This is a genomic window from Ruegeria sp. HKCCA5763, from assembly GCF_013034545.1.
Lineage (GTDB): Bacteria > Pseudomonadota > Alphaproteobacteria > Rhodobacterales > Rhodobacteraceae > Ruegeria.
Genome location: NZ_WQGF01000003.1, coordinates 243,795 through 270,421 on the forward strand (window position 1 = coordinate 243,795; position 26,627 = coordinate 270,421).

The 26,627-nt window shown below is 55.6% G+C and carries 25 protein-coding genes and 1 pseudogene; 16 read left to right on the forward strand and 10 right to left on the reverse strand.

Features of this window, described 5'->3' with window-relative positions:
- Positions 1-573: 573 nt before the first annotated feature.
- From GOV89_RS07715 to GOV89_RS07725, 3 genes are read left to right on the forward strand one after another with little or no spacing between them, the layout of a single operon-like run.
- Positions 574-1,497 (forward strand): N-acyl homoserine lactonase family protein, encoded by a 924-nt coding sequence (locus tag GOV89_RS07715; RefSeq protein WP_171237913.1) that lies wholly within the window; start codon positions 574-576, stop codon positions 1,495-1,497.
- Positions 1,494-1,889, forward strand: coding sequence for a nuclear transport factor 2 family protein (locus GOV89_RS07720; protein WP_171237914.1), 396 nt, complete (start codon positions 1,494-1,496; stop codon positions 1,887-1,889). Before GOV89_RS07715 ends, GOV89_RS07720 begins: the two co-directional genes overlap by 4 nt.
- Positions 1,876-3,429, forward strand: a complete 1,554-nt coding sequence (locus tag GOV89_RS07725; protein WP_171237915.1) for an NAD(P)/FAD-dependent oxidoreductase — start codon at positions 1,876-1,878, stop codon at positions 3,427-3,429. The genes GOV89_RS07720 and GOV89_RS07725 overlap by 14 nt, the downstream gene beginning before the upstream one ends.
- Positions 3,430-3,685: 256 nt before the next feature.
- Here the strand turns inward: GOV89_RS07725 and GOV89_RS07730 are convergent, their stop codons facing one another.
- From GOV89_RS07730 to GOV89_RS07750, 5 genes are read right to left on the reverse strand one after another with little or no spacing between them, the layout of a single operon-like run.
- On the reverse strand, positions 3,686-4,444 hold the full coding sequence (locus GOV89_RS07730; RefSeq protein ID WP_171236888.1) for an SDR family NAD(P)-dependent oxidoreductase: 759 nt from the start codon (positions 4,442-4,444) through the stop codon (positions 3,686-3,688).
- Between the two features lie 18 nt (positions 4,445-4,462).
- A complete protein-coding gene (locus tag GOV89_RS07735) occupies positions 4,463-5,284 on the reverse strand; it encodes an ABC transporter permease (RefSeq protein WP_171236887.1) in 822 nt (273 codons plus the stop codon).
- A 7-nt stretch (positions 5,285-5,291) separates the two neighbouring features.
- Positions 5,292-6,143 carry an ABC transporter permease gene (locus GOV89_RS07740; RefSeq protein ID WP_171236886.1) on the reverse strand — a complete coding sequence of 284 codons (852 nt, stop codon included), beginning with the start codon at positions 6,141-6,143 and terminating at the stop codon, positions 5,292-5,294.
- A gap of 37 nt (positions 6,144-6,180) precedes the next feature.
- Positions 6,181-7,344 carry a PotD/PotF family extracellular solute-binding protein gene (locus GOV89_RS07745; protein ID WP_171176818.1) on the reverse strand — a complete coding sequence of 388 codons (1,164 nt, stop codon included), beginning with the start codon at positions 7,342-7,344 and terminating at the stop codon, positions 6,181-6,183.
- Positions 7,345-7,378: 34 nt separating this feature from the next.
- Positions 7,379-8,479: an ABC transporter ATP-binding protein gene (locus tag GOV89_RS07750; protein WP_253284522.1), complete on the reverse strand. Its 1,101-nt coding sequence runs from the start codon at positions 8,477-8,479 to the stop codon at positions 7,379-7,381.
- A gap of 153 nt (positions 8,480-8,632) precedes the next feature.
- Between GOV89_RS07750 and GOV89_RS07755 the strand changes: the two genes are divergently transcribed.
- Entirely contained in the window at positions 8,633-9,400 is a 768-nt protein-coding gene (locus GOV89_RS07755) for a helix-turn-helix transcriptional regulator (RefSeq protein ID WP_348540160.1), read from the forward strand.
- A gap of 663 nt (positions 9,401-10,063) precedes the next feature.
- Here the strand turns inward: GOV89_RS07755 and GOV89_RS07760 are convergent.
- Positions 10,064-10,439 (reverse strand): annotated as a pseudogene (locus GOV89_RS07760) (transposase); the annotation flags it as partial.
- 327 nt (positions 10,440-10,766) lie between these two features.
- On the opposite strand from GOV89_RS07760, the gene GOV89_RS07765 reads away from it, so the two are divergent.
- The 12 genes from GOV89_RS07765 (at position 10,767) to GOV89_RS07820 (ending at position 22,364) form a co-directional block, all read left to right on the forward strand.
- Entirely contained in the window at positions 10,767-10,940 is a 174-nt protein-coding gene (locus GOV89_RS07765) for a Flp family type IVb pilin (RefSeq protein WP_171180515.1), read from the forward strand.
- Positions 10,941-11,074: 134 nt separating this feature from the next.
- Positions 11,075-11,890, forward strand: a complete 816-nt coding sequence (gene cpaB / locus GOV89_RS07770) for a Flp pilus assembly protein CpaB (RefSeq protein WP_171180513.1) — start codon at positions 11,075-11,077, stop codon at positions 11,888-11,890.
- A 23-nt stretch (positions 11,891-11,913) separates the two neighbouring features.
- Positions 11,914-13,482: a Tad domain-containing protein gene (locus GOV89_RS07775; protein ID WP_171180511.1), complete on the forward strand. Its 1,569-nt coding sequence runs from the start codon at positions 11,914-11,916 to the stop codon at positions 13,480-13,482.
- A 5-nt stretch (positions 13,483-13,487) separates the two neighbouring features.
- Complete coding sequence (locus GOV89_RS07780; RefSeq protein ID WP_171180509.1) at positions 13,488-13,994, forward strand: TadE/TadG family type IV pilus assembly protein; 507 nt, start codon at positions 13,488-13,490, stop codon at positions 13,992-13,994.
- 29 nt (positions 13,995-14,023) lie between these two features.
- The gene (locus GOV89_RS07785) at positions 14,024-14,686 is read left to right on the forward strand and encodes a TadE/TadG family type IV pilus assembly protein (RefSeq protein ID WP_171180507.1); all 663 of its coding nucleotides are present in this window, start codon (positions 14,024-14,026) and stop codon (positions 14,684-14,686) included.
- Positions 14,687-14,710: 24 nt separating this feature from the next.
- Entirely contained in the window at positions 14,711-15,919 is a 1,209-nt protein-coding gene (locus GOV89_RS07790) for an AAA family ATPase (RefSeq protein WP_171180505.1), read from the forward strand.
- Positions 15,920-15,933: 14 nt separating this feature from the next.
- Positions 15,934-17,322 (forward strand): CpaF family protein, encoded by a 1,389-nt coding sequence (locus tag GOV89_RS07795; RefSeq protein WP_171180503.1) that lies wholly within the window; start codon positions 15,934-15,936, stop codon positions 17,320-17,322.
- Between the two features lie 3 nt (positions 17,323-17,325).
- Positions 17,326-18,297 (forward strand): type II secretion system F family protein, encoded by a 972-nt coding sequence (locus tag GOV89_RS07800; RefSeq protein ID WP_171180501.1) that lies wholly within the window; start codon positions 17,326-17,328, stop codon positions 18,295-18,297.
- A 10-nt stretch (positions 18,298-18,307) separates the two neighbouring features.
- Entirely contained in the window at positions 18,308-19,309 is a 1,002-nt protein-coding gene (locus tag GOV89_RS07805; protein WP_171180493.1) for a type II secretion system F family protein, read from the forward strand.
- 225 nt (positions 19,310-19,534) lie between these two features.
- Positions 19,535-20,389 (forward strand): LuxR family transcriptional regulator, encoded by an 855-nt coding sequence (locus GOV89_RS07810; RefSeq protein WP_171180491.1) that lies wholly within the window; start codon positions 19,535-19,537, stop codon positions 20,387-20,389.
- Positions 20,379-20,864 carry a prepilin peptidase gene (locus GOV89_RS07815; protein ID WP_171180488.1) on the forward strand — a complete coding sequence of 162 codons (486 nt, stop codon included), beginning with the start codon at positions 20,379-20,381 and terminating at the stop codon, positions 20,862-20,864. The genes GOV89_RS07810 and GOV89_RS07815 overlap by 11 nt, the downstream gene beginning before the upstream one ends.
- A 681-nt stretch (positions 20,865-21,545) precedes the next feature.
- Complete coding sequence (locus GOV89_RS07820; protein WP_171237917.1) at positions 21,546-22,364, forward strand: DUF2189 domain-containing protein; 819 nt, start codon at positions 21,546-21,548, stop codon at positions 22,362-22,364.
- Between the two features lie 257 nt (positions 22,365-22,621).
- Here the strand turns inward: GOV89_RS07820 and dxs are convergent, their stop codons facing one another.
- The 4 genes from dxs to GOV89_RS07840 are packed head-to-tail and all read right to left on the reverse strand — an operon-like array spanning position 22,622 to position 26,596.
- On the reverse strand, positions 22,622-24,550 hold the full coding sequence (dxs, locus tag GOV89_RS07825; RefSeq protein ID WP_171237918.1) for a 1-deoxy-D-xylulose-5-phosphate synthase: 1,929 nt from the start codon (positions 24,548-24,550) through the stop codon (positions 22,622-22,624).
- Between the two features lie 13 nt (positions 24,551-24,563).
- Positions 24,564-25,430, reverse strand: a complete 867-nt coding sequence (locus GOV89_RS07830) for a polyprenyl synthetase family protein (protein WP_171178472.1) — start codon at positions 25,428-25,430, stop codon at positions 24,564-24,566.
- Positions 25,431-25,673, reverse strand: a complete 243-nt coding sequence (locus GOV89_RS07835; protein WP_171178469.1) for an exodeoxyribonuclease VII small subunit — start codon at positions 25,671-25,673, stop codon at positions 25,431-25,433.
- Positions 25,670-26,596 carry a histone deacetylase family protein gene (locus GOV89_RS07840; RefSeq protein WP_171237919.1) on the reverse strand — a complete coding sequence of 309 codons (927 nt, stop codon included), beginning with the start codon at positions 26,594-26,596 and terminating at the stop codon, positions 25,670-25,672. Before GOV89_RS07840 ends, GOV89_RS07835 begins: the two co-directional genes overlap by 4 nt.
- Positions 26,597-26,627 lie beyond the last annotated feature (31 nt).

Here is a 26,627-nt window from a genome sequence, read left to right on the forward strand (position 1 = left end):
TCTATAAACAGACGGCGTATCCCGCCAGCGCAGGCCATCGCTGCTTAACGTGGATAACACCACTGAGAACCGTACGGTCGTCTAGCCTCAAGAGCCCACGTGGCTTCGGGAACAGGTGCTTGATGTGGCCGAGGAGCTCTTAGCCGCGTCAGAACCATGCAACGTGGGCAATCCTTCTGCCGCTTTTGAATCACTGAGCAGATACAAATGGAGTCCGTAATAGCAATGTCCGCTAATCAGGTAGAACGCGTCATCCGACAAAAACTGTAAGCTGACGGCTTCGAGCCCATATCGGCTTTTTGTTGCGTATCGCACCAATGTCGGCTTCTAAGTTTCCCTCGTCGGAAAAACACAGATCTGACGATCCCGGCATCGCGAAACCGACCACGAGGTGACAGAATGCTCGTTACCCAGGCGGGTCAATGACGTAGTGGATTTGCGTGAGCTTTGAGAGAGATCAATTCTGCCAATCCCTAAATGTGCCAAAGTCGTCCCTGATATCGGATCTCCACACTCATTTAGCTTTCGAACACATCGAGATGTGTCCGCGCGATCCAATGAAGGGAGCAAGCTATGGAAACCACACAAACGGATAAAGAACGAACCGATCACAGCTCTGACGCACTCATCAGGTCCGTGCAGGTTCTCGATTGCGGGCGCGCGGAACAGCACTGGGAACACCGGCACGGCAGTCCCCTCCCCAAACTCTGGTGGGTGTTCTTTGGAAGGCGTTGGGTCGACCTTCCGTTACAGGCTTTTCTGATTACCCATCGTGATGGGCTGGTCCTTTTCGACACGGGCATCGACCCTGCTGTCCAACTTGACCAGGGCTACATCAAACAGGCTATAGGGCGCTTCTTGCTGCCGCGCATCTTTCGGCTGCACCTTACTGCGGAGGACCGGATCGATCGCGTCCTCCATAAATCCGACGTCGCGCCCGAGGAGATTAGGACCGCGGTCATCTCGCATCTGCATTTTGACCACGTCGGCGGAATTCGTCACATCCCGCAGGCTGACTTGCTGGTGAGCGCGGTGGAATGGTCGATCCTGTCGGAGCCACACCCAGAGCAGGATTGGATCCTGCGTGAGCATATCGAAATCCCGTCCGCAAAGTGGCAGCAGATTTCGTTTGTGCCCACGGATGACCCACTGTTCGAGGGTTTTGAAGGCATCCATGACGTTGCCGGTGACGGCTCCATGATTTTGATCCCGACGCCCGGTCATACAAGGGGCTCGATGTCTATGTTGATCCGGCAGGAGGGTTGGGATCCGATCCTGCTTGTTGCTGACCTCACTTACGAAGCATCGTTGATTGAGAAAGATGTGGTCCCCGGTGTTGGCGACGGTCCAACACTGCTGGCGTCCTATGCCAAGGTTCGGAAGCTACAAGAGCGCCTGCCTAATCTCGCGATCGTTCCTTCGCATGATTTCGGCGCGTCAGAGTTCATTGATCAAACGACAGGTGTTGCACACGAACCTGAAAGTCTGCAGACATGACTGAAGATCATCCCGCTTTGGCTGTTCTGCAGCAGCTTGATACCAGAAACATAGCATCCTCTGCGCATCTCTTCGCCGAAGATGCCGTCTGGCACTACTCCAACCCCAATCTGCCGGACTTGAACGGCGACTATGTGGGACCGGCAGGCATAAGCACCTTTTTTGCCAATCTCGCAGAGAAATCCCAAGGGACTTTCCAGATAGAGCCCGTATCGGCCACGCCCGTGGGGCCGGAACTGGTCGTTGTCCAGTCTCGCAACACGCTGACCCTCGAAGCTCAGATCATCACCGTGGACGTCGTTGTCGTCTGGCGCGTTGTCGAGGGGCGAATTCAAGAGGTCTGGGACATCGTTCCTAGTCAACCAACGGAGATTAAGCATGTCGGAGACTGAGAACACTGATTGGGACGCGATCGTCATAGGCTCGGGAATGGGTGGAATGGCAGCGGCAGCGGCCCTAAGCCAGGTCGGTCACAAGGTCTTGATGCTGGAGAAGCACTGGACGCTCGGAGGGCTCACACACAGCTTCTCTCGCAATGGGTTCACATGGGATGTCGGCGTTCATTACCTGAGTGAAATGGCGCCGGGTGACCGCGCCCGGGCACTTCTGGACTGGCTGTCCGACACCCCCATCGAATTTGCTCCCATGGGATCAATCTACGATACCCTCCATATCGGGTCGGCGGAACCTTTGTCCCTCTCGCGTCCCTACGAAGCGCAAGAGCGGGATCTCAAGGACCGGTACCCGGACGAAACTGAAGCCATTGAGGCTTGGACCCACGCAATGCGGTCGGGCTACAATGCGATGTACAAGATCTTTCCGACCCGGGCGATGCCGGAGCTCGCAGGTGACATGCTTGATTGGTGGAACAGGGCCACAATCTCGAAGTGGATTGCTCGTACGACGCAAGAGGTCATAGATGACCTGACCAGCAACAAAGAGCTAGCGGCCGTCATGTCAGCCCAATGGGGAGACCACGGCGGACGCCCCAGCAAAGCAAGCTTTGCCATGCATGCCCTGATTGCCGGCGCGTACCTGCCCAGCGGGGCATGGTATCCCGTGGGTGGGGCCAAGGCCTATGCCGAACACATCCTTCCAACCATCAAAAAGCGCGGCGGCGAAGCACGCGGAGGTGTCCCCGTCACAGAGTTGCTGTTTGACGGCGACACCGTGGTTGGGGTGCGGGCAGATGACGGCACGGAGTTTCGCGCAAAGGTCGTGATTTCGGATATCGGCGCACGTGAGACCATCGACAGACTCTTGCCCGAGAATTGCGGCCATGAAGACTGGATTGAAGAAATTCGCGCGTTGCCTTCCAGCATTGCACACTTCAATCTCTTCTTTGGCTTCGAAGGAGACATAGAGGCAGCCGGTGCCACGCGGGCAAACCACTGGTTTTACCCAACAGGGGAAACTGATGTTGTCTGGACGGATGCGCCTGACGGACCGCCGCCTCACATGGCTGTGTCCTTTGGCTCGCTCAAGAACATCGCGCATGATCCGGGGCCACGCAAGACACACGTGGGCCAAGCCATCTTCTGGGCGGATTGGTCCACTGTTGAGGAATGGGCAGACCGTCCAGCCGGTGCGCGAGGCGATGATTATGAGGCCTTCAAAAAGCGCGCGGAAGACACTTTGGTGGCGCACTTCAAAGCTCAGTTTCCCGATCTGGCTAAAATGATTGTCTACCAAGAACTGGCGACGCCGCTGTCGACCGTCAGCTTCACTGGGCACCGCAAAGGTGCATTCTACGGTCTGGATGTGACACCAGAGCGGGTGATGTGCGATGGATTGCGGGCGAAAACGCCTATCCAGGGCTTGTTTCTGGCAGGACAGGATGTTGCAAGCCCCGGTATCCCAGGGGCACTCTGGGGTGGGTTGCTCGCCGCCGCCAGCGTTGACCCGAGGGTGTTCAAACACTTCCAGAAATGAGAATGGAAAGGCACAAGGATGTCTGACTACACAACCAAGAGTGTTCCTGAACAGCACTACCTCTAGGTAGAATGCGATTGTTACTTGGCCACAAAACAGCCGTTCGAGTTCGGCGCTTGAAGGATTGCTCGGTTCGCACAACGGCCATTGATGCGCTGCGTAGCGAACGACCGCTCCGAGCCCAAAGCGGACTGAAATGTGCTCGCCAAAAATGAAGTGCGGCGATAGACATTCTCTTGAGCGGTCTAACCCATCACTAAATGCATTCACCGCCATCGATAACCAAGGCTTGCCCCGTCATAAAAGCGGATTCATCTGAAGCTAAATAGACGATCCCATGGCCAATCTCTTCAACTGTCGCCCACCGACTCATAGGGATCGCCTGCTCGATGTAGCTTTCCAGTTTGGCACGGCCACCCATCTGCTTTTCGAAGCCTGCATTGAAGGGGGTGTCTACAAATCCTGGACAAAGGGCATTGAAACGGATTGCATGGACAGCGTAGTCGGCTGCCATCTGCCGAACCATCGCAACAGCTGCGTGCTTTGTAGTCGCATAGGCGATCATCCCCCGGTCGTATTGAACCCCAGAATTGGAGGCCGTGACGATCACGCTGCCTCCACCTTGTGATTTCATATGGGGGACGGCTGCGCGCGCGGCAATGAAGTGAGCGCGGACATTCAATGCCCAAGATGCATCCATTCCATCTGGTTCCACTTCTTCCAGCGTTCCTTCGATCTGCAACCCAGCATGAGAGTGCAACACGTCAAGCCGACCGAAGTTTTTTACTGCTTCGTCTATGGCTTTGGTAAGGGCATCGTCATCAGTCACGTCAAGCTGTAGGGCAGATGCTTGATTCCCCTGCGCAACGATCGCGGCCACAGTGTCTTCAGCAAGAGTTGCATCGCGATCCGTTACCACAACATGCGCACCCTCTTGTGCCATTGCCATTGAACCCGCCCGACCAATTCCTGATCCCGCGCCCGTCACGAGCGCGACTTTACCTGCAAGCCGCATTTCACTTGGCTCCTTTATTTAACTATTCGATTTTGAGGCGCCTCGGCGCAAAAGCAGTTGCGCTGCAACGAGCAACAAGAGCGACGCGCCCATAACCATAGTGCCGATGGCATTGATCTCGGGCGTTACGCCGCGTCGGATGGATGAGAATATGTAGATAGGCAGGGTTGTTTCTGAGCCAGCTACGAAGAACGCTATGATGAAATCATCAAATGAGAAAGTGAAGCTGAGCAGGAAGCCCGCCAAAATTGCCGGTGCTATCAACGGCAGGGTCACCTGCCGAAAGGTGCCCCAGGGCGTCGCAAAGAGGTCAGCTGAGGCTTCCATGAGGGCACGGTCCATACCCGAAAGCCTTGCACGTACGATGATTATGACCAGCGCCATTGTGAACATGGTGTGTGCGGCGACAAGAGTGGGCATCCCCATGGAAAGTTGTGGGGGATTTGCTCCATCGGGCCATAGGCTCACAAGAAGCGGGTTTAGCCAGCCGAATACGGTGACCAGGGCAATGAGTGTCGCGATACCGATGACGATACCTGGTATCATTATCGCAATATAAATCATCGCATCGAACAAAGTTCGGAGCCATCCCTTAACCCCTTGTAAAGCGATGGCGGCCATGGTTCCGAGTGTGGATGCGAGGCAAGCAGTTATGAATGCCGCAAGCAGACTGGTCTCGAGCGCGTCCATAACAAATGGGTTGTTGAGCGCTTTGCCATACCATTGGGTCGAGAACCCCATGAACTGGCTTGCGTGTCGTCCGGCATTGAAGCTGAAAAGCGCGATGATGCCGATTGGAATATAGAGAAAAAGGTAGACGCAAGTCGCGTAAAAACGCATCGGACCCTCACATCAGCGAGACATCTTCGCGCTGGCCACCCAGGCGCGAGATGAATTTCATGTAAATTGAGACAGTGACAAGCATTACGACAACCAGCGTCATTGCGACCGCCGAACCGTACGCCCAGTTTCGAGACTGCAAGAACAGGTCCACCAGCGCATTTCCGACGAAAAACACTTTTCCGCCACCTAAGATCGCTGGGATCAGAAATTCGCCCATGAGTAGGATGAAGACCAGCATGCAGCCAGTTGCGATACCTGGTACCGACAGAGGAAGTGTTACCTGACGGAACGTACGCCACGGAGTGGAGCCGAGATCCGCTGAGGCTTCCAGAAGGCGTTTATCCAGTTTGTCCAAGCTTACAAAAATTGGGAAAACCATCAAAGGTAGATACCCATAGACAATCCCCACAAGCACAGCGAACGGCGTATTTATCAGGCGGACATCATCGATGCCGATCGACTCCAGTAAAGCGGGCAAGCCACGCCCCCCAAGGATGAAAATCCATGCGTATGACCGGATCAGGATCGATGTCCAGAACGGCACGATCACCAGGATCAACAGCGAAGTTTTCCACTTTGGTGAACAACGCACCGCAAGAAAGTAGGCGAGCGGGTAGGCAATTACCAACGCAGCGATAGTCCCCAGAGGTGCAAGGATCAAGGTGTTCTTAAACGCCGTCCATCGCGCAGGAAGGTTGGCATATTGTTCCAAAGTGAACGCTGGAACATAGCCTCCGGCGGCACCCCGTTCGCCAAAGGAAAAGACGAAGACGACCAGTAGTGGAAGGGCAAGCATTACCAAAAGCCATATTCCTGCCGGTGCCAGCAACAGTGCTTTTCTGCCTCGTTTGGTCATATTGTCCTCGTCTTTTCCGATATTGCGGCCTTGCCGCTTAGGCCGACTTGAAGCGGGCGAGCAACTCGGCACGGTTTGGATCGGTTAGCGTAGCCGCCGCGCCAAACTCGAGCGCATTCAGAAGGTCAGCTGCCGGATAAAGGATCGGATCTTCCAGCAATTCCTTCGGCAGCAACGCATTGGTGCGAGCATCAGCCGATGGATAGCCATGAGCGAGGACTTCTTTCGCATTAACTTCCGGGTTCAGCAGGAAGTCGATCAAGGCATAAGCGGCATCCATATGGGGTGCGCCCTTAGGAATAGCGTAGTAGTCGGACCAGAGTTCACCGCCCTCGGCTCCCAGAACGTAGGCGATTTCAGGCATGTCGACATTCATCTGCTTGCCGTCACCTGTCCAGCACATCGTCATCCACGCGTCACCGTTACGCATCGGTGGCTGATAATCCGACGAGATTGCAAACAGATGCGGTTTAGCATCCAGCAACAATTTCTCGGCATCCGCCAGTTCCTTCTCATCGACCGAGTTGAAGGAGTAGCCGAAGTATTTCAGGGCATTACCGATGGTGGTGAGTTGGTAATCATGCACCATTGTCCGACCTGAGTAACCTTCCATAGTAAGGTCCCAGAACTCTTTCCATGTGGTTGGAGTCGGAGCGCCGTCAAGCTTACTAGTATTCACTGCAAAGCCGGTCGTGCCCCAGTTTTTCGGCACCGCGTAAAGCTGGCCATCGACAGAGCCGGCATCTGAAAAGCGCTGTTCGAATGAACCTGCGTCGTAGTTTGGCAGTTTGGACGTATCGAGCGGGATGATCAGATCTTCGCCCACATACGTAGTGATCGTGTAATTGGTTGGAACGAACACGTCCCAGCCAGACCCTCCGGCTTGCAGTTTTGCCAACATCTCTTCGTTCGAGCCAAAAACATTGACCTGAACGTGAGCGCCAGTGGCTTCCGTGAAGGCTTCGAAGTTCATCTCGTCATGGTAGTTCGGCCACGTGGCGAGGATCACTCGGTCGCCAATGTCTCCGGCAGCAAATGCCGGGCGTGGACGCAACCCAGGCATAGCCGTGCCCAGAACGGCCGTTGCCATCCCAAGACCTGTCACGCCCAAAAAATGTCGCCGTGTGACCGAACCCTTTTGGTACCGGCGAAGCTCTTCCATGAACTTTTGCTTGGAAATAGTCCCATTATCCTTGGTCATTGTGAACCTCTCTGTTGTTGGACTGCGGGATTTGTTAATTTTCCAGGATCAGCAGTGCGCCTTCGCCCCATGAAACAAAGGCCTGTTCTCCTGCATTGAACGTCCCCTCGTTCAATTCCGCTTGCCTTGGCACAAGTACGTGGAAATCACCCAGTGCTTCGTTGCGCGCAAGGTATTCTGTGTGCTCCCCAAGGAAGATCCGATTTTGAATGGTAACTGGCAGAGCAATTTCAGCTGCGGGCAGCGCGCGGGTCAGCGCTATCTGTTCAGGACGGATGCTGACGCACACTTCCTGCCCTGCATCTATTGGAATCTCCGGAGTTCCGTGCACCTTTTGGCCACTCGCTAAACGCACAGTGATTTGGTCGGCTACTGCGTCAGTCACAGTTGCATCAAAGAAATTCGAGGTGCCAACAAATCCAGCCACGTAACGGCTGCGGGGCATGTCATAGAGTTCGCGTGGGCTGCCTACTTGCACAATACTGCCGCCTTCCATCACACAAATTCGGTCGGACATTGAAAGCGCTTCTTCTTGGTCGTGCGTGACGAGGACAAAAGTTATTCCCAGTTGTCGTTGCAGGTTCTGCAGTTCAAACTGCATTTCTTTTCGAAGCTTTCGATCCAGAGCAGCCATTGGTTCATCGAGCAGCAAAAGCTTGGGCTCGTTTACGATCGCACGCGCCAAAGCGACGCGTTGCTGCTGACCACCAGACATCTCCCAGATTCGACGTGGGCCAAACCCACCCAGACGGACAGTTTCCAGCGCCTGCTTAACCTTTGTCGCGATTGTTTGTTTGTCTACGCGTGGTCGTTGTTGGCGCAGGCCGTACGCGATGTTGTCGAACACGCTCAGGTGAGGAAAAAGAGCGTAGTGCTGAAACACCATGTTGACTGGGCGATGGTGCGCATCCAAGTCGTTGACGACTTCGCCATCGAGCAACACCTGACCTTCGGTTGGTTTCTCGAAACCCGCCAGCATCCTAAGTGCAGTGGTTTTGCCGCAACCAGATGGGCCTAAGAACGACAGGAACTCTCCTTTCCCAATGGAAAGATTCAGGTCTTTGGCAGCGACCACATTCCCGAAGGTCTTAGTCACTCCGCGGAGTTCCGCAATCGTCTGCATGGTGACGCTCATGTCAAAGCTCATATACTGCCTTTTTCCTTTTGCTTGATTTTTTGGCATTTATTGGCATACCACTCAAACAGGGAAAAAGTAACAATAACTCCGATTAGCTGTATATACCACAATTGGGGTATAGAGCTGCTTTTCGAAAATCTGGAGCAGCGTGTGTACGATTGGATGGAAGAGGCCGGCAGGGTCGTGGAGAAGATCGGAACCCCAGAATTTCCATGTGCTTTGGCAGATGGCTTGCGGCAGGTCGCACCATTCGATTTTACAGTGGTGTTTGGCCATGTCGGAACCGAAGCACCTATAGACCTTCACGACGATTTTCCCAAAAGCAAACGGCGTATTTTTGTTGAGGATTACCAAGCAGGGCCCTACGTACTCGATCCATTTTTTTTGGCCGCGACAAAACCGATAACACCGGGTCTGTACCGCATGCGCGATATCGCACCGGACAGGTTCTATCAGGGCGAATACTATCGCAGCTATTACAAAAGGACTGGGTTAGCAGAGGAGATTGGCTACTTTATCGATATCCCAAGCACTGGGATGGTTGTGGTCTCGCTCATGCGATCAGTGAAGCCTTTTTCAGCCAAGGAAATTCGTCATTTGCACGCTCTATGGCCGCTCGTTCGGGCAGCCTGTTGCAAACATTGGAGTGACTTTCCAACGATGACCCGCGGCGCCGCAGCGAATGGCGTTAGTCGTCGCGTCGATCTTGCTTTCCAGGCATTTGGCGATGGCGTTCTGACGCCACGAGAAAGAGAAGTCGTTGAGTTCACGTTGAAGGGCCATTCGGCAGAAGCTGTCGGCACAATTCTCGGCATCTCTCCAGGCACAGTCCGCATCCACAGACGCAACATTTACGCGAAACTTAGGATCAATTCGCAGGGTGAGCTTTTTTCAAAGTTCATTGAAAAGGCACTTTAAAAGGTTCCTTGAACACCCACTTTGTCCGTATTGCCGACCTTGCTACCGTGTGATCCGGAACGCCCCAACCATTGGGACGACACCGTCTGATAGCCAAGGAAGCCAACGGGAGAGGGTCGGGACGCCCGGGACCCATGTCGGGACTCTATTAATACCCGAAAACGCTTTCGGAAGTGAAGACAAGTATCCTTCCCACTCTACACAACTGTGTACTGTAAACCCAAGGATGGCCGATTTGTTTGGAGAACCATAGACCGCTTTGTCCGCAGAGCGGTCACTAAGACGGAACGCAGCGAACGGCTGCTCTGAGCCCATTTTGGCCAATGCTGCGCGATGCCCCAATGACCGCAACGCAGGAGCAAGCAGTCTTTGGAAAAACCGACTGCAGACCCAATGCGTCCGTATAGAAAGAGTCATGAATCCGCGTCAGCTCCAGCGATTAATGACATTCGCATCTCGCGTGGCTTTAGAAGCTTGAAACTCCCGTAGGCTCGAGAGATGAAACCTGCTTCTTGGAGTTGACCCAGATGCTATGCGACCGTAGACCGCGCAAGATTCCCGAGGTGAGCGAGATCGGACCGTGTCGCATCAACTTCGGGCTGCCGATCAAAAGGATTGTCGTTCATACGCACATCTGCGAGCCGCACGAGAAGAATAGTGAAGCGTCGAGTCGATCAGAAGATGCAGCGGGCCGCTTCCCGCCGCGATACGGAAGACTCACCTTCAGCGTTCTTTGACGGCGGCACAGGGTACTGAAATCAGGCACTGCACAGTCCGCCAGTCAGCCGCAGGCAACTACCCACGAAGCCCGTGGCTTGCCTCAGCTGCAGCCCGACAAAACCTTCAGGGTCAGAGACGCTTGGAATGCGGATTCGCTGAAACTGTGGTGACGACCGCGCTTGCCTTAAGGTAGCGGTGTCCAATCTATCTCAGGATCAAACCAGATCGAAAGCGATCCTCGTTCTTTCAATGCGTGATTGTACGAAGGCCAGTTCCCGGTCTTGTACTTCGTTCGGGCCCAACTGGTCGTATCTCTCAGCTATCATGCTGGATTTATGAGGTGAATCCTTCAACCCATTTGGCAGCAAAGCAGCTTGGCTCCAGAATTGGCGACCCGTCAGTTGGGAAAGAATCACGAATCTAGCCATTCGGATTCCGGTAAGGGATCAGGCAATTTTCCGACACAGAATCGACCAAAATGCCAAATCTTACAATCTTGGCGTGTATTTCTCCGTGGTTTGGAGGATGCGGCGCCCTGACGGCGGGACCTAACCTTGTGGAAGGCTCCGTCGATATGGAGGGGGTTAGAACGCCGCGAATTTGGGCGGCATCCATCAGTAACTAGTGAGTTAACTAGGAGAGTAAAATGTTGAAGCTTTACGTAACGATGAAAACCATGGCACGCGACGAAAGCGGCGCGACCATCGTGGAATATGGTGTTGCTCTGACAATCGTCACGGCGATTGCAGTTGCCACTCTGACAGCTTTGGGCGCTGACGTTAACGGTCAGTTCACCAGCGCGGAAACCCTGATTCCTTAAGGAATACAAAGCACGCGGTGCGCTCAGCCCCGCGTGCTTATCGCCCCGGAAAATTTTCTTGATCCATTGGCAAAGTGCAACCGTTCCGATCGGTTCATTCAATAAACGCCAGGAAATAGCTGAAGGAGCACCAGATGAGACTCTCTGCCATTTTCACTGCATTGACGGGCCTAGTCGTAGCCGGAGGGTCGGTTTACGTCGCTCGGGATTACATTCAATTCGATACTCAGTCCGCAAATGTCGGGGCCGAGAGCGAGATGGTGAGCGTGGTCGTTGCATCGCGCGATATTTCGTTCGGCGAAGAAATCGAGCCCGGCGCGCTGACAACCATTGACTGGCCCCGTGGTGCCGTACCCGTGGGCGTCTTTACAGATTACGACGACCTGATTGCGGCGGCCAACATGCCGTCCCGGCGCGCCCGTCGCGCAATTACTCAGGGTGAACTGATACTGAACAGCAAGGTTTCCGACTTTGGTGAGAAGGTCACCATCGTTCAGACGTTGGGCGCAGATCATCGCGCCATGGCCATCGAGGTTGACGCCGAAACCGCCGTGGGGGGCTTTGTAACCCCGGGCGATCGGGTCGATGTGGTGATGACCACTGGTGAAAAAAGAGACATGCACGCCGTCACCATTTTGCAAAACATCAGGGTCATCGGTGTCGATCAGGAATCTGACGAACAGACCGACCAACCCGTTGTTGCGCGCACGGTTACTGTTGCCGTTACGCCTGATCAGGTCCAGCGCCTTGCCCTGGCGCAGCGTGCCGGTCGGCTGAGCCTGACCTTGCGGTCCATTGATGACACCGAGGACAAGACGCTGACTATGACGCGGTTGAACGATCTGCTGATTGATGAACCGGTTATTGCGCAGGACATCAAAGAACCGGTGCGCAAAACGATAATCCGGGTCCGCCGCGGCACCGAAGTGACTGAATCCATCATTAACTGAATCGACCAAGGAAGGTTTCGACCGTGTCCCTCGCTCAATTCATACGTCAATTCCGCAGCTCCGAAGACGGCGCGATCCTGGTCTTTGTTGCGGTGGCCCTGTCGGTCATGGTCGGTATGGCCGCCCTTGCATTCGACATTGGCCGCGTGACCACCACCCAGTCGGAATTGCAGAGCTTTGCGGACAATGTCGCCCTTGCGGCTGCGGGGGAACTGGATGGGCGCCCGGATTCAATCACGCGTGCCACCAATGCGGCTGCAAACATGATCCGCGACCGTCAAAGCTTTGGCGTGCGCAACAAGGATCAGCTGTTGTCCGGTGCAACGGATTACCAGCTACGGTTTTACGAAAACCCGCCGACAACTGCGACCGATCCCGCTCAACCCGCGCAACTGCTGGATTCGACCGATCCAGCCAGCGGACCGATTGCTGCATTTGTTCGGGTGACCGTCGACACGCACGAGGTTGCCACTCCGCTGGCGGCGGCAGCGGCGGCTCTTTTGGGCAATGCGCAGCCTTTCTCCAGCGTCAACGCCGAAGCCGTAGCAGGGTTCACCCTGATGGCCTGCGACATCACCCCGATGTTCATCTGCCTGCCGCAGCCCAGCCTCGATCTGACCGAAGGCCAGTTGATTAGAATGGTTAGCCAAGGCGGCAATGGACAATGGGGGCCCGGCAACTTCGGTTTTCTGTCTTCTAATCAGAATCTGGCCATCGATGCCTCCGGTGCCTGCGATCCTGCACCAAACGGTCAGGAAGATTCATGTGCTCTGGCGGCATCGCGCGCTGTTTCCATGTGCTTCAGCCAAAGAGGCGTTGAAACCAGACCGGGTCTGAGCGTGGGCAACATGGTGGCTGGCTTCAACACGCGTTTCGACCGGTTTGAATCTAGCGCCAAGCAGTTCAGCAACGGCTCGCGCTACGACGTCGACAATTTCGCCTCTTCTCCGCATGTCCTGGACGGCTGGATCACTGCAGGTAACGGAAACAGCTGCACCAGCCAGCTGTCGCCCACCTATGAAGCGAACGGGGTCCTTGATCCGGCCGCGACCGTGGGTCTGCCGCTTGACGACTGTTTTGCCAGCGGCACTTGCCCATCGCCTCGTATCGGCAATGGCGTCTTTACCACTGGCCTAACCGAGTATCTGACTATCAACTATGGCGCTGATTTCAGCGGCCCTCTCCCGACCGGTATTCCGCCTTGGTTCCCGACTGGTGGCACCCGCTATGACATCTACAATGCAGAGGTCACCAACCAGGCCGCTTTGGAGGCTATCCTGACCGCCGGTGGCAAAGCTGAAAGCAGCATGCCTTCGTGCCAACCCCCGTCAGCTGGTCGCGCCGATCCTACGCGCCGTGTCATCACCGTTGCCGGTATCGATTGTGCGACGTTTGAGGACGAGCTTAACGGTGGGTCGGGCACCATTCCGGTCACCAGTTTCATCGAGATGTTCCTGATCCGCCCTTCGGAATCCGGCAGCACCGGTGCCAACGCGGTCATCTATGGTGAGGTCATTCAGACCGTATCGGATGGCATCGGCGGCGCCGGAGTTGGCGGCATCGTTCACGATCTGGTTCAGCTTTACGAGTAATGATCATGTTTGGTGCATCCCGTCATATCAGCAAAACCCTTGGCCGGTTCCGCAATGACCAGTCTGGCGCGGCGTTGGTCGAGTTTGCGATCCTTTTGCCAATCCTGTTGGTGACATTTGCCCTGATCGTCGAGGGGGGCCGGATATTCTGGTCTTATCAAAATGCAATCACGGGGGTTCGGGACACTGCCCGTTATGTTGGCCGGATCGCCCCGTCCGATATGTGCACTGCCTCGCCAAGCGCTGCAATCGGCGATTTCCAGGCCGCTGTCTCAAACACTCTGACATCGCTTTCGACCACTGACATTGCCGTCGGCCTGGATTCTCTGTCCCTCGAATGCGTCGGGCTTACAGGTGAATACCGTGTTTCGCCCACGCCAGTCGCCGTCCTGACCGCGTCACTGACAATTTCTAATCTGCCGTTCACGCCCCTGTTCCAACTGGTAGGAGGCTCGGCAACGGCGCAGATCCAAACCACGATCACAGATCGCAGCCGGGTGTTTGGACCATGACCCACTGCATTCGCAAAATAACCCGCGGAATGTCGCGATTTGTCCGTCAGGAAGATGGGTCGACGGTCACCGAGCTTGCCTTTGTCCTGCCGTTGTTCCTTTTGATTTTCCTGGGTCTGATTGATTTCGGCAGATTGGCCTTCCACTATGTGGCGGCTGAAAAAACAGCACAGGTCGCCGCTCGGATGGCGGCCGTGATGCCACCCGCATGTGGCGGTGTGCCGACAACCAACGCCCGGGGAACCTATACCGATATCACCGGCCCGCGGTTCGGAACCAATTGCAGTTTCGCCGCTGGCGTCTGCGTCGAACCGGCAGCCACCGTATGCACCGGTGCGGCCCCCGCGAATGCAGCTGCCCAGACCACCGTGACCGACATCTGGAACATGCTTCAGTTTGCCGTTCCCAACGATCCCACCGCAACTTTCGACGAAAGCAACATCACGTTCACCTACGATTTCGACCCGGAAATGAATTTTCTGGGTGGCCCTTATGTGCCGATGGTCACAGTGACGATCGAAGAACTTCCGTTCCGGTTCGTCTCTCCGTTGGGTTCGATCGCAGCGCTGGTTTTGGGCGGCTCAACGCCAGAAACCGATGCGCTGACCACCGCGACAACGGGTTTCAAAATATTTTCCGACTTTAGCGCAACCCTTCCTGGCGAAGACCTCGCCAGCGGAGTCAACGGTTAAATTTCTAATCATGGGAGCTGAAGAATGACGCAAAAATCATTAGCCCTAATCTCTGACAATGAGGCGATTAAGAATTCAGTCGCCCAGGCCGTCGACCGGTTCGATGATCTTTCGCTAGAGACACATTCCGGGACCTTGTCTTCGGTAAATGGTCGCGCCTGTGATCTGATGGGTAAAAATGACCTGCTGGTGTTCAGCTTTTCAGGCGAATTGGAACTGGAAACTGTCAGCGATCTTCGTCGTGGCGCCGGTTCGCGCGGCACCTTGCTGGCACTTAGCGACCGTGACATCTCATTGACCGAAGCGCGTGCGCTGAGCAAATCGGGTGTGGATGAGATTCTGCCCTATCCCATCGGGCAGGACGAACTGGCCGACCAGATTCAACGTCTGACGGTTGACAAGTCCTTGCTGCCGACAATTTACTCGCCGCAACCGCAGCGGCTGGGACAGATCATTAGCGTATGCCCGGCCCGTGGTGGCATAGGCGCGTCGACGCTGTCCATCAACCTGGCCGACCAGTTGCAGGGTTATTCCGGCATCTTCCGGAAAAAGACGCAAAACAAGGTCGCCGTCGTAGATCTAGATTTGCAATTCGGCACGGTCGCGACGTCCTTGGACTTGCAGCCTTCTTCCGGGCTTTTGAGAATGGCCCAGGATGGGGTCATGCCGGACCGGACGTTCCTTCAGCAATCTCTGGTGCAACATGCGTCCGGTTTAGAAGTCCTGAGCGCGCCCGAGGAATTCATTCCTCTGGATGTTCTGACACGCGAACAGGTCAGCGCGTTGATCGAGACTCTGCGACTGGAATTCGACTTTGTCGTCATTGATCTGCCACGTGTACTGGTCGATTGGCTGGGCGCAGTTGTGACCGCGTCCGACCGGATGCTGATGGTGGGCGACAGCTCGGTCTCTTCGGTGCGTCAAGCCTGCCGTTTGATCGAATTCTTCACAAAAGAGCGGCTCGAACCTCCGGTTGAGATCGTCATCAGCCAGGAAACGAAACCGACATTCCGGTCAAGCCAACATGTCGAAGCCCAAAAGGCGCTGGAACGCGAATTGCGCTTTTGGCTGCCTAGCGACGCGCGCCACGCAAAGCAGGCGCTGGATCGGGGTCAGCTCTTGTCGCAGGCCTCAGGCAACTGTGCCTTGTCCAAGGCAATCCGCACAATGGGCCGGAAAATCATGAATGAAACCATGGTCGGCAAAACCGACCTGAGAAACAACGCAGCCTAATTGGAGTCAAAGGGATGTTTGAAAAGTTTACACGCGCCGGGCGAACCAATGAGGCCGAAGTTATCCATCTGAACCAGCATGCTGATCGACTGGCCGAGGACATTCAGCCAGACACCACAGAAGAAGATACCGAACTCGCGGACTGGCTTGAGCTAAAAAGCACTTTGCACGAGGCTTTGCTGGAACGGCTGAACCTTTCGGTGATCGAAAAGGTTGAAAAGGACGTGCTGCGGCGCGAAGTCGCCGGGGTTGTTGGTGGCGCTCTGTCCCAAACCGGCAGGCCGCTGAATACCGAAGACTTCAACCGCATCGTCGAAGAACTCTTGGACGAAATTCTGGGTTTTGGCCCATTGGAGCCATTGCTGGCCGATCCAACGATCAACGACATTCTGGTTAATGGTTATCAGACGGTCTATGTCGAACGCTCTGGTCTGCTGGAGCGCGTGCCGGTGCGGTTCCGCGATGAAAAGCACCTGCTGCGGGTTATCGACAAGATCGTCAGCAAGATCGGGCGGCGCGTCGATGAACGCCAACCTTGGGTGGATGCCCGGCTGGAAGATGGCAGCCGTGTCAACGCAATCATCCGCCCCTGTTCTATTGATGGCCCCAGCGTTTCAATCCGTAAATTCGCGCAGTCGAAGCTGACGATGGAAAAGCTGGTCGCAAATGGCGCTCTGAATGATGCCGCCGCGCGGTTCCTGCAATCGCTGGTCTATGCGCGCCTGAACGTTCTGATCGCCGGCGGGACGGGGTCGGGTAAGACAACGATGTTGAACGCCCTGTCTTCGTATATCGACCATGGCGAACGTGTCGTCACCATCGAAGACGCCGCAGAACTGCAACTCCAGCAGGAGCATGTCGTCCGCCTGGAAACACGCCCGCCGTCCCCGTCCGGCGACGGCCAGGTTATTCAGCGTGATCTGGTGCGCAACGCGCTGCGTATGCGTCCTGACAGGATCATTGTCGGCGAGGTTCGCGGAGCGGAAACATTCGACATGCTTCAGGCCATGAATACGGGCCATGATGGCTCGATGACAACTGTACATGCGAACTCGGCGCGCGATTCATTGGGTCGCCTAGAACAGATGGTCACGATGACGGGTATCGAATTTCCCGCCGCAGCCATTCGATCCCAGATTGCGTCGGGGCTGCACTTCATTGTGCATCTGTCGCGGTTGGCGGATGGTTCGCGCCGCGTCACCAGCATCTCGGAAATTACCGGGATGGAAGGTGAGATCATCACCATGCAGGACATCTTCGTATTCCAGAAAAAGGGGCGCGCGGAAAACGGCGAAGTGCTTGGTCAGTTTGTTCCCACCGGGATTCGCCCGAAATGCTATGATTTGCTGACAGCTGCTGGTGTCGATCTCGAACCCGAGATTTTCCGAGTATCAGGAGGCTGAGGCATGACCAGTATCAACACCGCAGAACTTCTTAACTATCTGACGCTGGCTTGCGTCTTCGTCGGAATTTTCATGCTGATTACCGGGGTGTTCCACTTTGCCCGTCGCGGTGAAAACCATGCAGAGGCCCGCAATCGCCGGATGCGCATGGTCCGGCAAGGCGTGTCCGATGAAGAACGGCTGGCCTTGCTGCTTCCTGAGACCCAGACAGGCTTTTTTGCGAAAATTCCGTTTTTTGGGAATTTGCCGGATACATTGATTCAGGCGGGACTGCATGTTTCAGCAAAGAATTTCGTGCTGCTTTGCCTGTTTGGTACTCTGGCGATCGCTACCGCCGGTATGATTTTCCTACCGCCTTGGCAAGCGGCTCCGATTGCGCTCATCCTGGGTGTAGTTTTGCCTGCTTTGATCGTGAAATCTCGGCAGGCTGAACGCCAAAAAGCTTTGACTAGTCAGTTGCCCGATGCGCTAGAGCTGATGGCGCGCGGCCTGAGAATTGGCCATCCGGTCAACACCTCGATCAAAGCCGTCGCGGACGAGATGCAAGATCCGATAGGGTCCGAGTTTGGTATCATCTTCGACCAGATCAGCTTTGGTGATGAGCTTCCCGACGCGGTTCAGGACTTTGCAGACCGGGTCGGCTCGGAAGATGCACAATACCTGGCGGCGAGCATGGCGATCCAACACGGTACCGGTGGCGATCTGGAGCGGATCGTGTCCGTTCTGGCCACTGTTGTCAGACGGCGCATCGCGTTGCGCGCGCGGATCAAGGCCATTTCCGCAGAAGGACGGCTGTCCGGGTTTCTTCTGTCGATCATTCCGCTGGTGATCATGGGGTTAATGTCGATCAACGCGCCGGGATATTACACCGATGTCAGCGACGATCCCGCATTCATTAAACTTGCAGTGCTGGTTGTCGTTCTGATGGTCTCGAACGTCATCATCCTGCACAAACTCGTTAATTTCCGTATCTGAGGACAGTTTCATGGAAAATATTCTGGAAATCATTTCGCTTCGTTTCGGTTGGCCAGCCGAAACAATTCTGCTGACCGTCTTTGGCCTTGGCGTTTTGCTGGTGTTTGTTGCCGTAACCTCGGCGTTGAGCCGCCGCCATCCAGCGGCCGTCCGCATCGCCAATCTGCGCGCCCAAAGGTATGAAGCCCGCAATGACCGTGGACTGTTGCGGGAGACTCTCGTCACCCCTAAAGGTCTTTTTAAGGCCGCACTGCCCAGTAGGGAGGCTGAGCGGCGCAAGATCGAGGATCAGCTGATTCAGGCCGGGCTGACTGGTCGGAATGCCTTGCGTATCTACACACTAACGCGGGTTTGGCTTGGAATTTTCGTGCCTATGATTTTGGGTCTGCTCATCGTTGCCTCAAGAACGCCTGGCATCCCCGTTCCCAGCGCGATTACTGGCATTTTTGAATCCATCAGCAAAGCCAACGCTATTCAGCTTATTGGTTTGCTGACGGCGGTCGGATATTTTGTTCCCGCAGCCTGGTTGAAGCATCGCCGCAAAGAGCGTCAGCAACGTATCCGTGACGCATTTCCGAACGCCCTCGACCTGTTGCAGATATCACTTCATGCCGGTCTGGGCTTTGATGCCGCCATGACCCGGGTCGGGAACGAGCTGGCGCTGGCCTCCCCTGATCTGGCGTTTGAGTTTCTGAACACCCAGCACGAGATTCAGGCCGGGCGTCCCCGCGCAACTGCGCTGTCTGACATGGCGCGGCGTACAGGGGTTGATGAAATCCAGTCTTTTGCCACTGTTGTCCAGCAATCCATACGCTACGGGACCAGTATGTCCGAAGCTCTGACCACCTATGCGTCTGAAATGCGGGACTCACGCGAAACACGGGCACAGGAACTGGCAAACCAGCTACCAGTAAAGATGTCCGCTGTTCTGGCCGCGCTGATGCTGCCGACGCTGATCATCATTACCGCCGCACCTTCGATGATTCGATACTTCCGGGGCTTTGGGGCGTAGAATTCCCGGCCGTATCCGCCGTAATCGCGTGTTCGGGCAGTTCATGTTTCCAAAACGAGGACAAAACGGGCGTCTAGTTTCGGCAGATTTTGCCCAGTTTAGAGAGAAAAGAGTAAGCTTTTAGGTAGTTAAGTGGAGTCCGGCCACACAAAAAATCGCGACGCAATCGACGGGTGGGGGTGTTTGTCGAAAGGAGTGATCGGGTTTCGGTCAATGTTAAACGGTATGAATAGTTTGTTTTCGGCGCATCGTTTCGCGCCCGGTGCAATGGCACCAACGTCAGAACTTCTTAAAGTCGTAGCTGTCCTTTGCCAGGCGACTCAGGGGAAAGTCCCACTGCTAAATGCACTGCGCGAAACAGCTCGCGCAATTGATGCGGAAGTCGTTTCAATCAGCCGGGTGGACCTGCAAGGCAATCAGAATTCGGCAAAAGTGCTGAGCTACGACGCCAATCACAAGACGCCGGACAGTTTCAGCGGTTTCGACTTCTGCATCGCGCCTGCCATCTACGGCAACAACATGAGCCGGGCCAAACTGGGGTCGGCTTGGTTCGGCAAGCTCGATGACCTTTCTGAATACGAACATCTATCAGAGTTCTATGAGTTCCGCAGATTTTACGAGTCCGTATCCATTTTGCTGGAAAGGCAAAATGGTGTCGCCGACTTTCTGGAATTGCATTTTAGCCACCCCATCTCTTCGGCTGTGGTTGATATACTGAGCGTTCTGGGCCCTGTTCTGTCGGATTGCTGGAAGAAAAGATCTCTTGGTCGGTTTTCCGAAGCGAAGCAGAAAAACACGCGCCGAAAGCTTATCAAGAAAGAACCAAAAAGCATTTTGTCTATGGACAACCCTTGTCGGCTGAGCCGCTCGGAATATCGGGTTTGCGTTTTATTGGCGCGGGGATTGAACAACAACGCCTTGTTGTCCGAGTTGTCGATTTCAATTTCGACACTGCGTACGCATCTTCGCAATATCTACGTCAAAACAGAAACGTCCTCTCAACCCGAATTGATCCATGATTTGTTGACCCCGATGGTCAAGCGCCAATCGCTGACTGCGAGTAGCGAAAATGTCGCCTGAAGTCGCGCAGTTCGTCCCCTTGATCGTCATTACTCCGCTTTTGGCTGCAATGGCATGGAATGACCTGAAGAACCTCAGGATATCCAATAGGCTGGTGCTGATTATGCTCGCCGCTTTTGTCCTCTCCACGCCCGTGTTTCTATCCTTCCACGAGACGTTATACCGCGCGATCTTCGGCGTCGGCGTATTTGTCGTTGGTTTTCTTGGTTTCATGCTGCGCCTGTGGGGTGGAGGGGACGTAAAGGCAATCGCCGCGCTGACAATGTTTGTGCCCAGCTACTTTCTTTTGCTGTTCTTCTACACTTTCACCCTGTCCATGGTCGTGGGCATGCTGTTTGTGATCACAACCCGCTCGATAATTGGATTTCCGGAATGCCGCTGGCTCGCAATGCGACCAAAAGCCAGCTATCCGATGGGTGTATCGATAGCCATGTCGGGTGTGTTATTGCCCTTGGTTGCGATGGGTTTGGGGTAGAAATTTTAGGGTGGTCTTAGGCCTCGTAGCAAACAAAAATCGGTTGCTGGACTGCTATGGCAGAAAGGAAGCCCTTAAGGTTTTTGTCGTAGCAGGTGGCAACGCGTCTTCAGTCTTTCAACCAGCCAAACATGATCTGGTGTGGTGAGCACTACATCGCCTTATGAGCTGTGAGGAAAGTTCAATTTTTGCGGTTTTCAGGTTTTTGGCGACAACGCTTAGGCCAAATGGGTTTTGGGGTAAAACCGACAAACAGCACCGCGTTGGAGCCGAATGATCGCTTAGCAATTGGAAGGCTCTCCAATTTGCGTCTGCAAAGAATGTCCGGTTGACGCCATTGCTCCGGATGCTGGGCATCGATTCAATGGCTGCAAAGAGGCTAAATGTCGTAATTAGGTGCTTGAGTGCGAACAGCTGCTTAGTCCCGCATCTCGGAATTTGCAAAGCTCAGTTGTGAATGTCCGCTTCGGGCTGTGTCCGGTCCTACGGTGAAAGTGGGCCAATGGCGGCTCTGTCCCGCAGTGCAGACGTTCCAGCAAGTTGCAACGAACGACCGCTATCCCGACCTTGCCCCAATGCCTTGCCTGAGGCATGCTTGCTTCCGCAGGAAGAGTATCTGTTCACCGTCGGGTTTGTCGGTCAACGGATCAGCGCGGCGCCATGCTTTGGGAGGAGTTTGTCATGACATCCAAGACCGCAGGTTCCACACCACCAGACAACCTGACACCGCCACAACAGGCCGTGCCCGAGGTCAACAAAGTGACAGCGGATGATATCACCGCCGCACTAAAGGCTGGGTTTTCCGATTTTCTGGCGCGCCCCGTCATGAGCGGTTTTTTCGGCCTGTTCTATGCGGTTTTCGGAATACTGTTGGTTTGGGCCTTGGTTTGGCTCGGCAAGATCTGGATGATCATTCCTGCAATTGTAGGATTTCCGCTGGTCGCGCCTTTTGCCGCCGCCGGGCTTTATGAAATGTCGCGTCGCTTGCAAAAAGGGGAGAGTTTTGGGTGGTCCGAGATCCTCACCGTCATGGCCAACCAACGCAAGCGGGAAATGGGCTGGATGGCCTTTGTGACCTTGTTCATTTTCTGGGTGTGGGTTTATCAGGTGCGGCTTTGGCTGGCGATCATCCTGCAGAATGCATCCTTTTCCGATTTCGACGGGTTCTTGAACACCGTGCTATTTACGCCCCAAGGCTGGACGTTCCTGGCTATTGGCACGTGCGTCGGCGCTTTTCTGTCAGCAGCCCTGTTCACAGTAACCGTTGTCGCCATGCCTATGTTGCTGGACCGGGAAACCAATTTCGTTTCCGCGATGCTCACCTCTGTCCACGTTGTCAGGGAAAGCCCTGTGGTCATGCTCACTTGGGCGGCAATCATCTCGTTTACCATGCTGATATCGCTGGTTCCCGCATTTTTGGGCCTGATCTTTACTCTACCGATCCTTAGTCACACCACGTGGCATCTTTACCAGCGGGCGGTGCCGCCGGACGAGGTGTGATTTAACGGTAAGGCGTCTGCGATAGTCGAACGGCGGCACACATTTTTTGTACTGACAACGAAGAGGATAAAGCTGCTTTTCTAGCGCCTGTATCCGATATGGTACGGCTTAGGTTTGTTTTTGTGCAGCAAAGCAATTTCGGCTGCCGAAACGGGAACGCCCATACTCCTTCCACTAAGAACATTTAAAGCGAACAAAATCCTCATCACAGGCATCCCAAGTGCGCCGGAGGAAGTCACCAGACCGATGCGCGCAGCTCAGGCGCGCTTTTCCCCTATTGATGCAACGCCCAGAACGTCCAAAACTTTGGCTTCGATCTGTTCGGCGTTCATGCCGGCCACGGCATACATGTCCGTTGGGCTGGCCTGATCGATGAACGTATCGGGCAAGACCATCGAACGGTATTTCAGCCCTTGATCAAAAACGCCTTCCTCGGCCAAAAACTGTGCGACATGGCTGCCAAAACCGCCAATCGCGCCTTCTTCGATGGTGATCAGAGCCTCGTGGTTTGCTGCCAGGTCCAGGATCAGGTCGCGGTCCAAAGGTTTGGCAAAGCGGGCGTCGGCAATGGTTGGATTGATGCCTTTGCCCGCAAGGGATTCGGCGGCTTTCTGCACCTCAGACAATCGGGTACCGAACGAAAGTAGTGCCACGCGCGCGCCCTTCTGGATCACGCGGCCTTTGCCGATCTCAAGCACCTCACCGCGTTCCGGCAAGTCGACGCCAACGCCTTCACCACGCGGGTAGCGGAATGCAATAGGCCCTTCGTCATGCGCAACAGCGGTTGCCACCATGTGCATCAGTTCAGCTTCGTCTGCGGCGGCCATGACAACCATGCCTGGCAGGTTGGCCAAATACGCAATGTCGAATGATCCGGCGTGGGTGGCACCATCGGCACCCACCAAACCTGCGCGGTCAATGGCAAATCGCACGGGCAAACGCTGGATAGCCACGTCGTGAACGACCTGATCATAGCCACGTTGCAAAAAGGTCGAATAAATGGCGCAGAATGGCTTCATCCCGCCCGCAGCAAGCGCGGCAGAAAATGTCACCCCGTGCTGCTCGGCGATCGCAACATCGAAACAGCGCGACGGGTAGCGTTCGGCAAACAGGTTTAGGCCGGTACCGTCCGGCATGGCGGCGGTCACGGCAACGATCTTGTCGTCTCGCGCGGCTTCGTCGACCAGCGTTTTGCCAAAGACCGAGGTGTAAGAAGGCGCGTTGGAAGGTGCTTTCTTCTGTTCGCCTGTCACGACGTCGAACTTGGCTGTTGCGTGTCCTTTGTCTCGGGCTTGCTCTGCGGGTGCATAGCCTTTGCCCTTCTTGGTCAGAACGTGAATCAGGATCGGGCCGGTCGCTCGTGCCTTGACGGTCCGCAACACCGGCAGCAACTGGTCCAGATCATGTCCGTCTATGGGGCCTAGGTAAGAAAAACCAAGCTCTTCGAACAGCGTGCCGCCGACGGCCATACCTTTCAGCATTTCCTTGGCGCGTTTGGCCCCTTCGCGGAAGGGCTCGGGCAGCAGCGAAACCGCGCCTTTTGCGGCGGCTTTCAGATCGTGGAACGGCTCTTCCGCATAGATACGGGACAGATAGTTGGACAAGGCGCCCACCGGTGGCGCAATGCTCATCTCGTTGTCGTTCAGAATGACGATCAATCGCTTGCCCAGATGGCCCGCATTGTTCATCGCTTCAAATGCCATGCCTGCAGACATTGAGCCATCGCCGATCACAGCAATCGCATCGCCCAAACCCTCGGGTGTGACACCACCCAGATCGCGCGCCACGGCAAAACCAAGTGCTGCACTGATCGAGGTGCTGGAATGTGCCGCACCGAACGGATCATAGGGGCTTTCGCTGCGTTTCGTAAAACCACTCAAACCATCCTTCATCCGCAATGTGCGAATACGATCGCGCCGCTCGGTCAGGATCTTGTGCGGATAGCACTGATGACCCACGTCCCAGATGATCTTGTCGCGTGGCGTGTCAAACACGGCATGCAGCGCCGTGGTCAGCTCGACCACACCCAGACCTGCGCCCAGATGCCCGCCGGTGACGGACACGGCCGAGATTGTCTCGGCTCGCAATTCCTGCGCCACCTGATGCAGCTGCGCGTCCGAGAACTGCTTGAGATCCGCAGGGCGGTTCACAAGGTCCAGCAGGGGCGTGTTCGGGCGGTCAGACATTGGAATTCCTGGCTTAGCTGTCCCGGGCAATAACGAAGCGGGCGGCGTCCTTCAAGGTTTCTGCTGACGCACCGTACCCGTCCAACGCAGCACAGGCCGTTTCAACCAGATCTGTCGCGCGGGTTTTGGCCGCCTCAAGACCCAAAAGCGAAACAAAGGTTGCCTTGCCCGCATCTGCGTCTTTCTGCAGCCGTTTTCCTGCCTTTTCCACATCGCCTTCTACATCCAAGATGTCATCAGCAATTTGAAAGGCAAGCCCAAGAGCCTGCGCATAATCGCGCAGAGGGGTCGGACCGGCTTGCGCCAGCCGCGCACCCGCACAAGCAGACCATTCGATCAACGCACCTGTCTTGCCCGCCTGCAACCGGGTGATTTGTTCCAGTGTCAAAGGCGTGGCCGCTGTTTCGGCTGCGATATCCAGCGCCTGACCCAGAACCATGCCTTGCGCCCCGCTGGCTTGGGCCAGAGTCAGAGCCAATTCTGCACGCGTTTGGGCATCGCCAACTTCGGGCCGAGTGCACAGTTCAAATGCTAAGGTCTGCAACGCATCACCGGCCAACACCCCGGTCCCTTCGTTCCATTTCACATGAACAGTGGGCCGCCCTCGGCGCAAATCATCATCATCCATGCAGGGCAGGTCATCATGGACCAAAGAATAAGCGTGCAGCGCTTCGATCCCCGTTGCGGGCCAGATCGAGCGGGCCTCATCCACGTCATGCAAGCGCGCGCTTTCCCGCACCAAAAACCCGCGCAACCGTTTACCACCTTGCGTGGCATAGGCCATGGCCCGCGTTACGTCGACATCGTCCAGTGCGCCTAGAACCAGGTCAAAATGCGCCTGAATGCGCGCTGCATCCTGCGCCAGTCTTTCGCGAAACATTTACTGACCGTCGACAGATGTGGTCCCGGTGGGTTGCCCTGTGGCATCCAGAGTGATCGCGGCCACTTTCTCTTCAGCCCGCTTCAACTCGTCCTCGCACCGTTTCTTCAGGGCCGCACCGCGTTCATACAGCGCGATCGATTGATCCAATGCCACGTCGCCGCGTTCAAGCTGGCCCACAACGGCTTCAAGCTCTTTCATGGCCTGCTCGAATGTCATCTGCTCAACTGGGGTATCGGTCATGGTGCTGCCTTCATCAATTCTTCCACATGGGCGCGTGTGGCCGCGGCCAATGCGTTCAGATCATACCCGCCTTCCAGAGTCGAGACGATACGACCGTCACAAACCTCATCGGCGATTTTGCACAGCTCGGCTGTGATCCAGGCAAAGTCGCCAGTGGACCAGTTCAGATTGGCCAGCGGGTCGTCCTGATGGGCGTCAAACCCGGCGGAAATGATGATCAGATCGGGGTTGAACGCCCGCAGGCGCGGCAACGCCTGGGACTCGTACGCTGCGCGCATGTCAGCCCCACCGCTGCCCGGAGCCAGCGGGATATTAAGAACCGTGTCGTGAACCCCTGTCTCATCCGGGCGTCCCGAACCGGGCCAAAGGGGCATCTGCTGGCTGGTGATCACCAGGGCACGCGCTTCGTCCCACAGCAAATCCTGTGTTCCATTGCCGTGATGAACGTCAAAATCAACAACGGCAACGCGGCTAAGCCCGTGATGGTCCAGCGCATGTTTCGCCGCCAAGGCCGCATTGCCAAACAGGCAAAACCCCATTGCAGTGTCTGTTTCCGCATGATGCCCCGGCGGGCGAATGGCGCAGAACGCATTCGTTACGTCTCCGCTCAGTACCAGATCGACCGCTCGCACCACTGCGCCTGCGGCTCGATAGGCTGCGTCCACCGAGCCCGGCGACATGAACGTATCCCCGTCAATCTGCGCAAACCCATCTGACGGGCGCGTGGATCGAATATCGCGAATGTAACCTTCCGGATGCACCCGAAGCAGATCGTCATCAGCCGCCAACGGAGCGGTCATCCGTTTCAGTTCCAACCCTTCCAGGGCGTTCAGAACATGCTCCAACCGCGCCACCCGTTCGGGGTGACCCTCAGGCGTGATATGGCCCAGGCAATCAGCATGGGTCAAAAGGGCAGTTGTCATCGGGATCCCCTGTTCATCTGGCTACAAATAC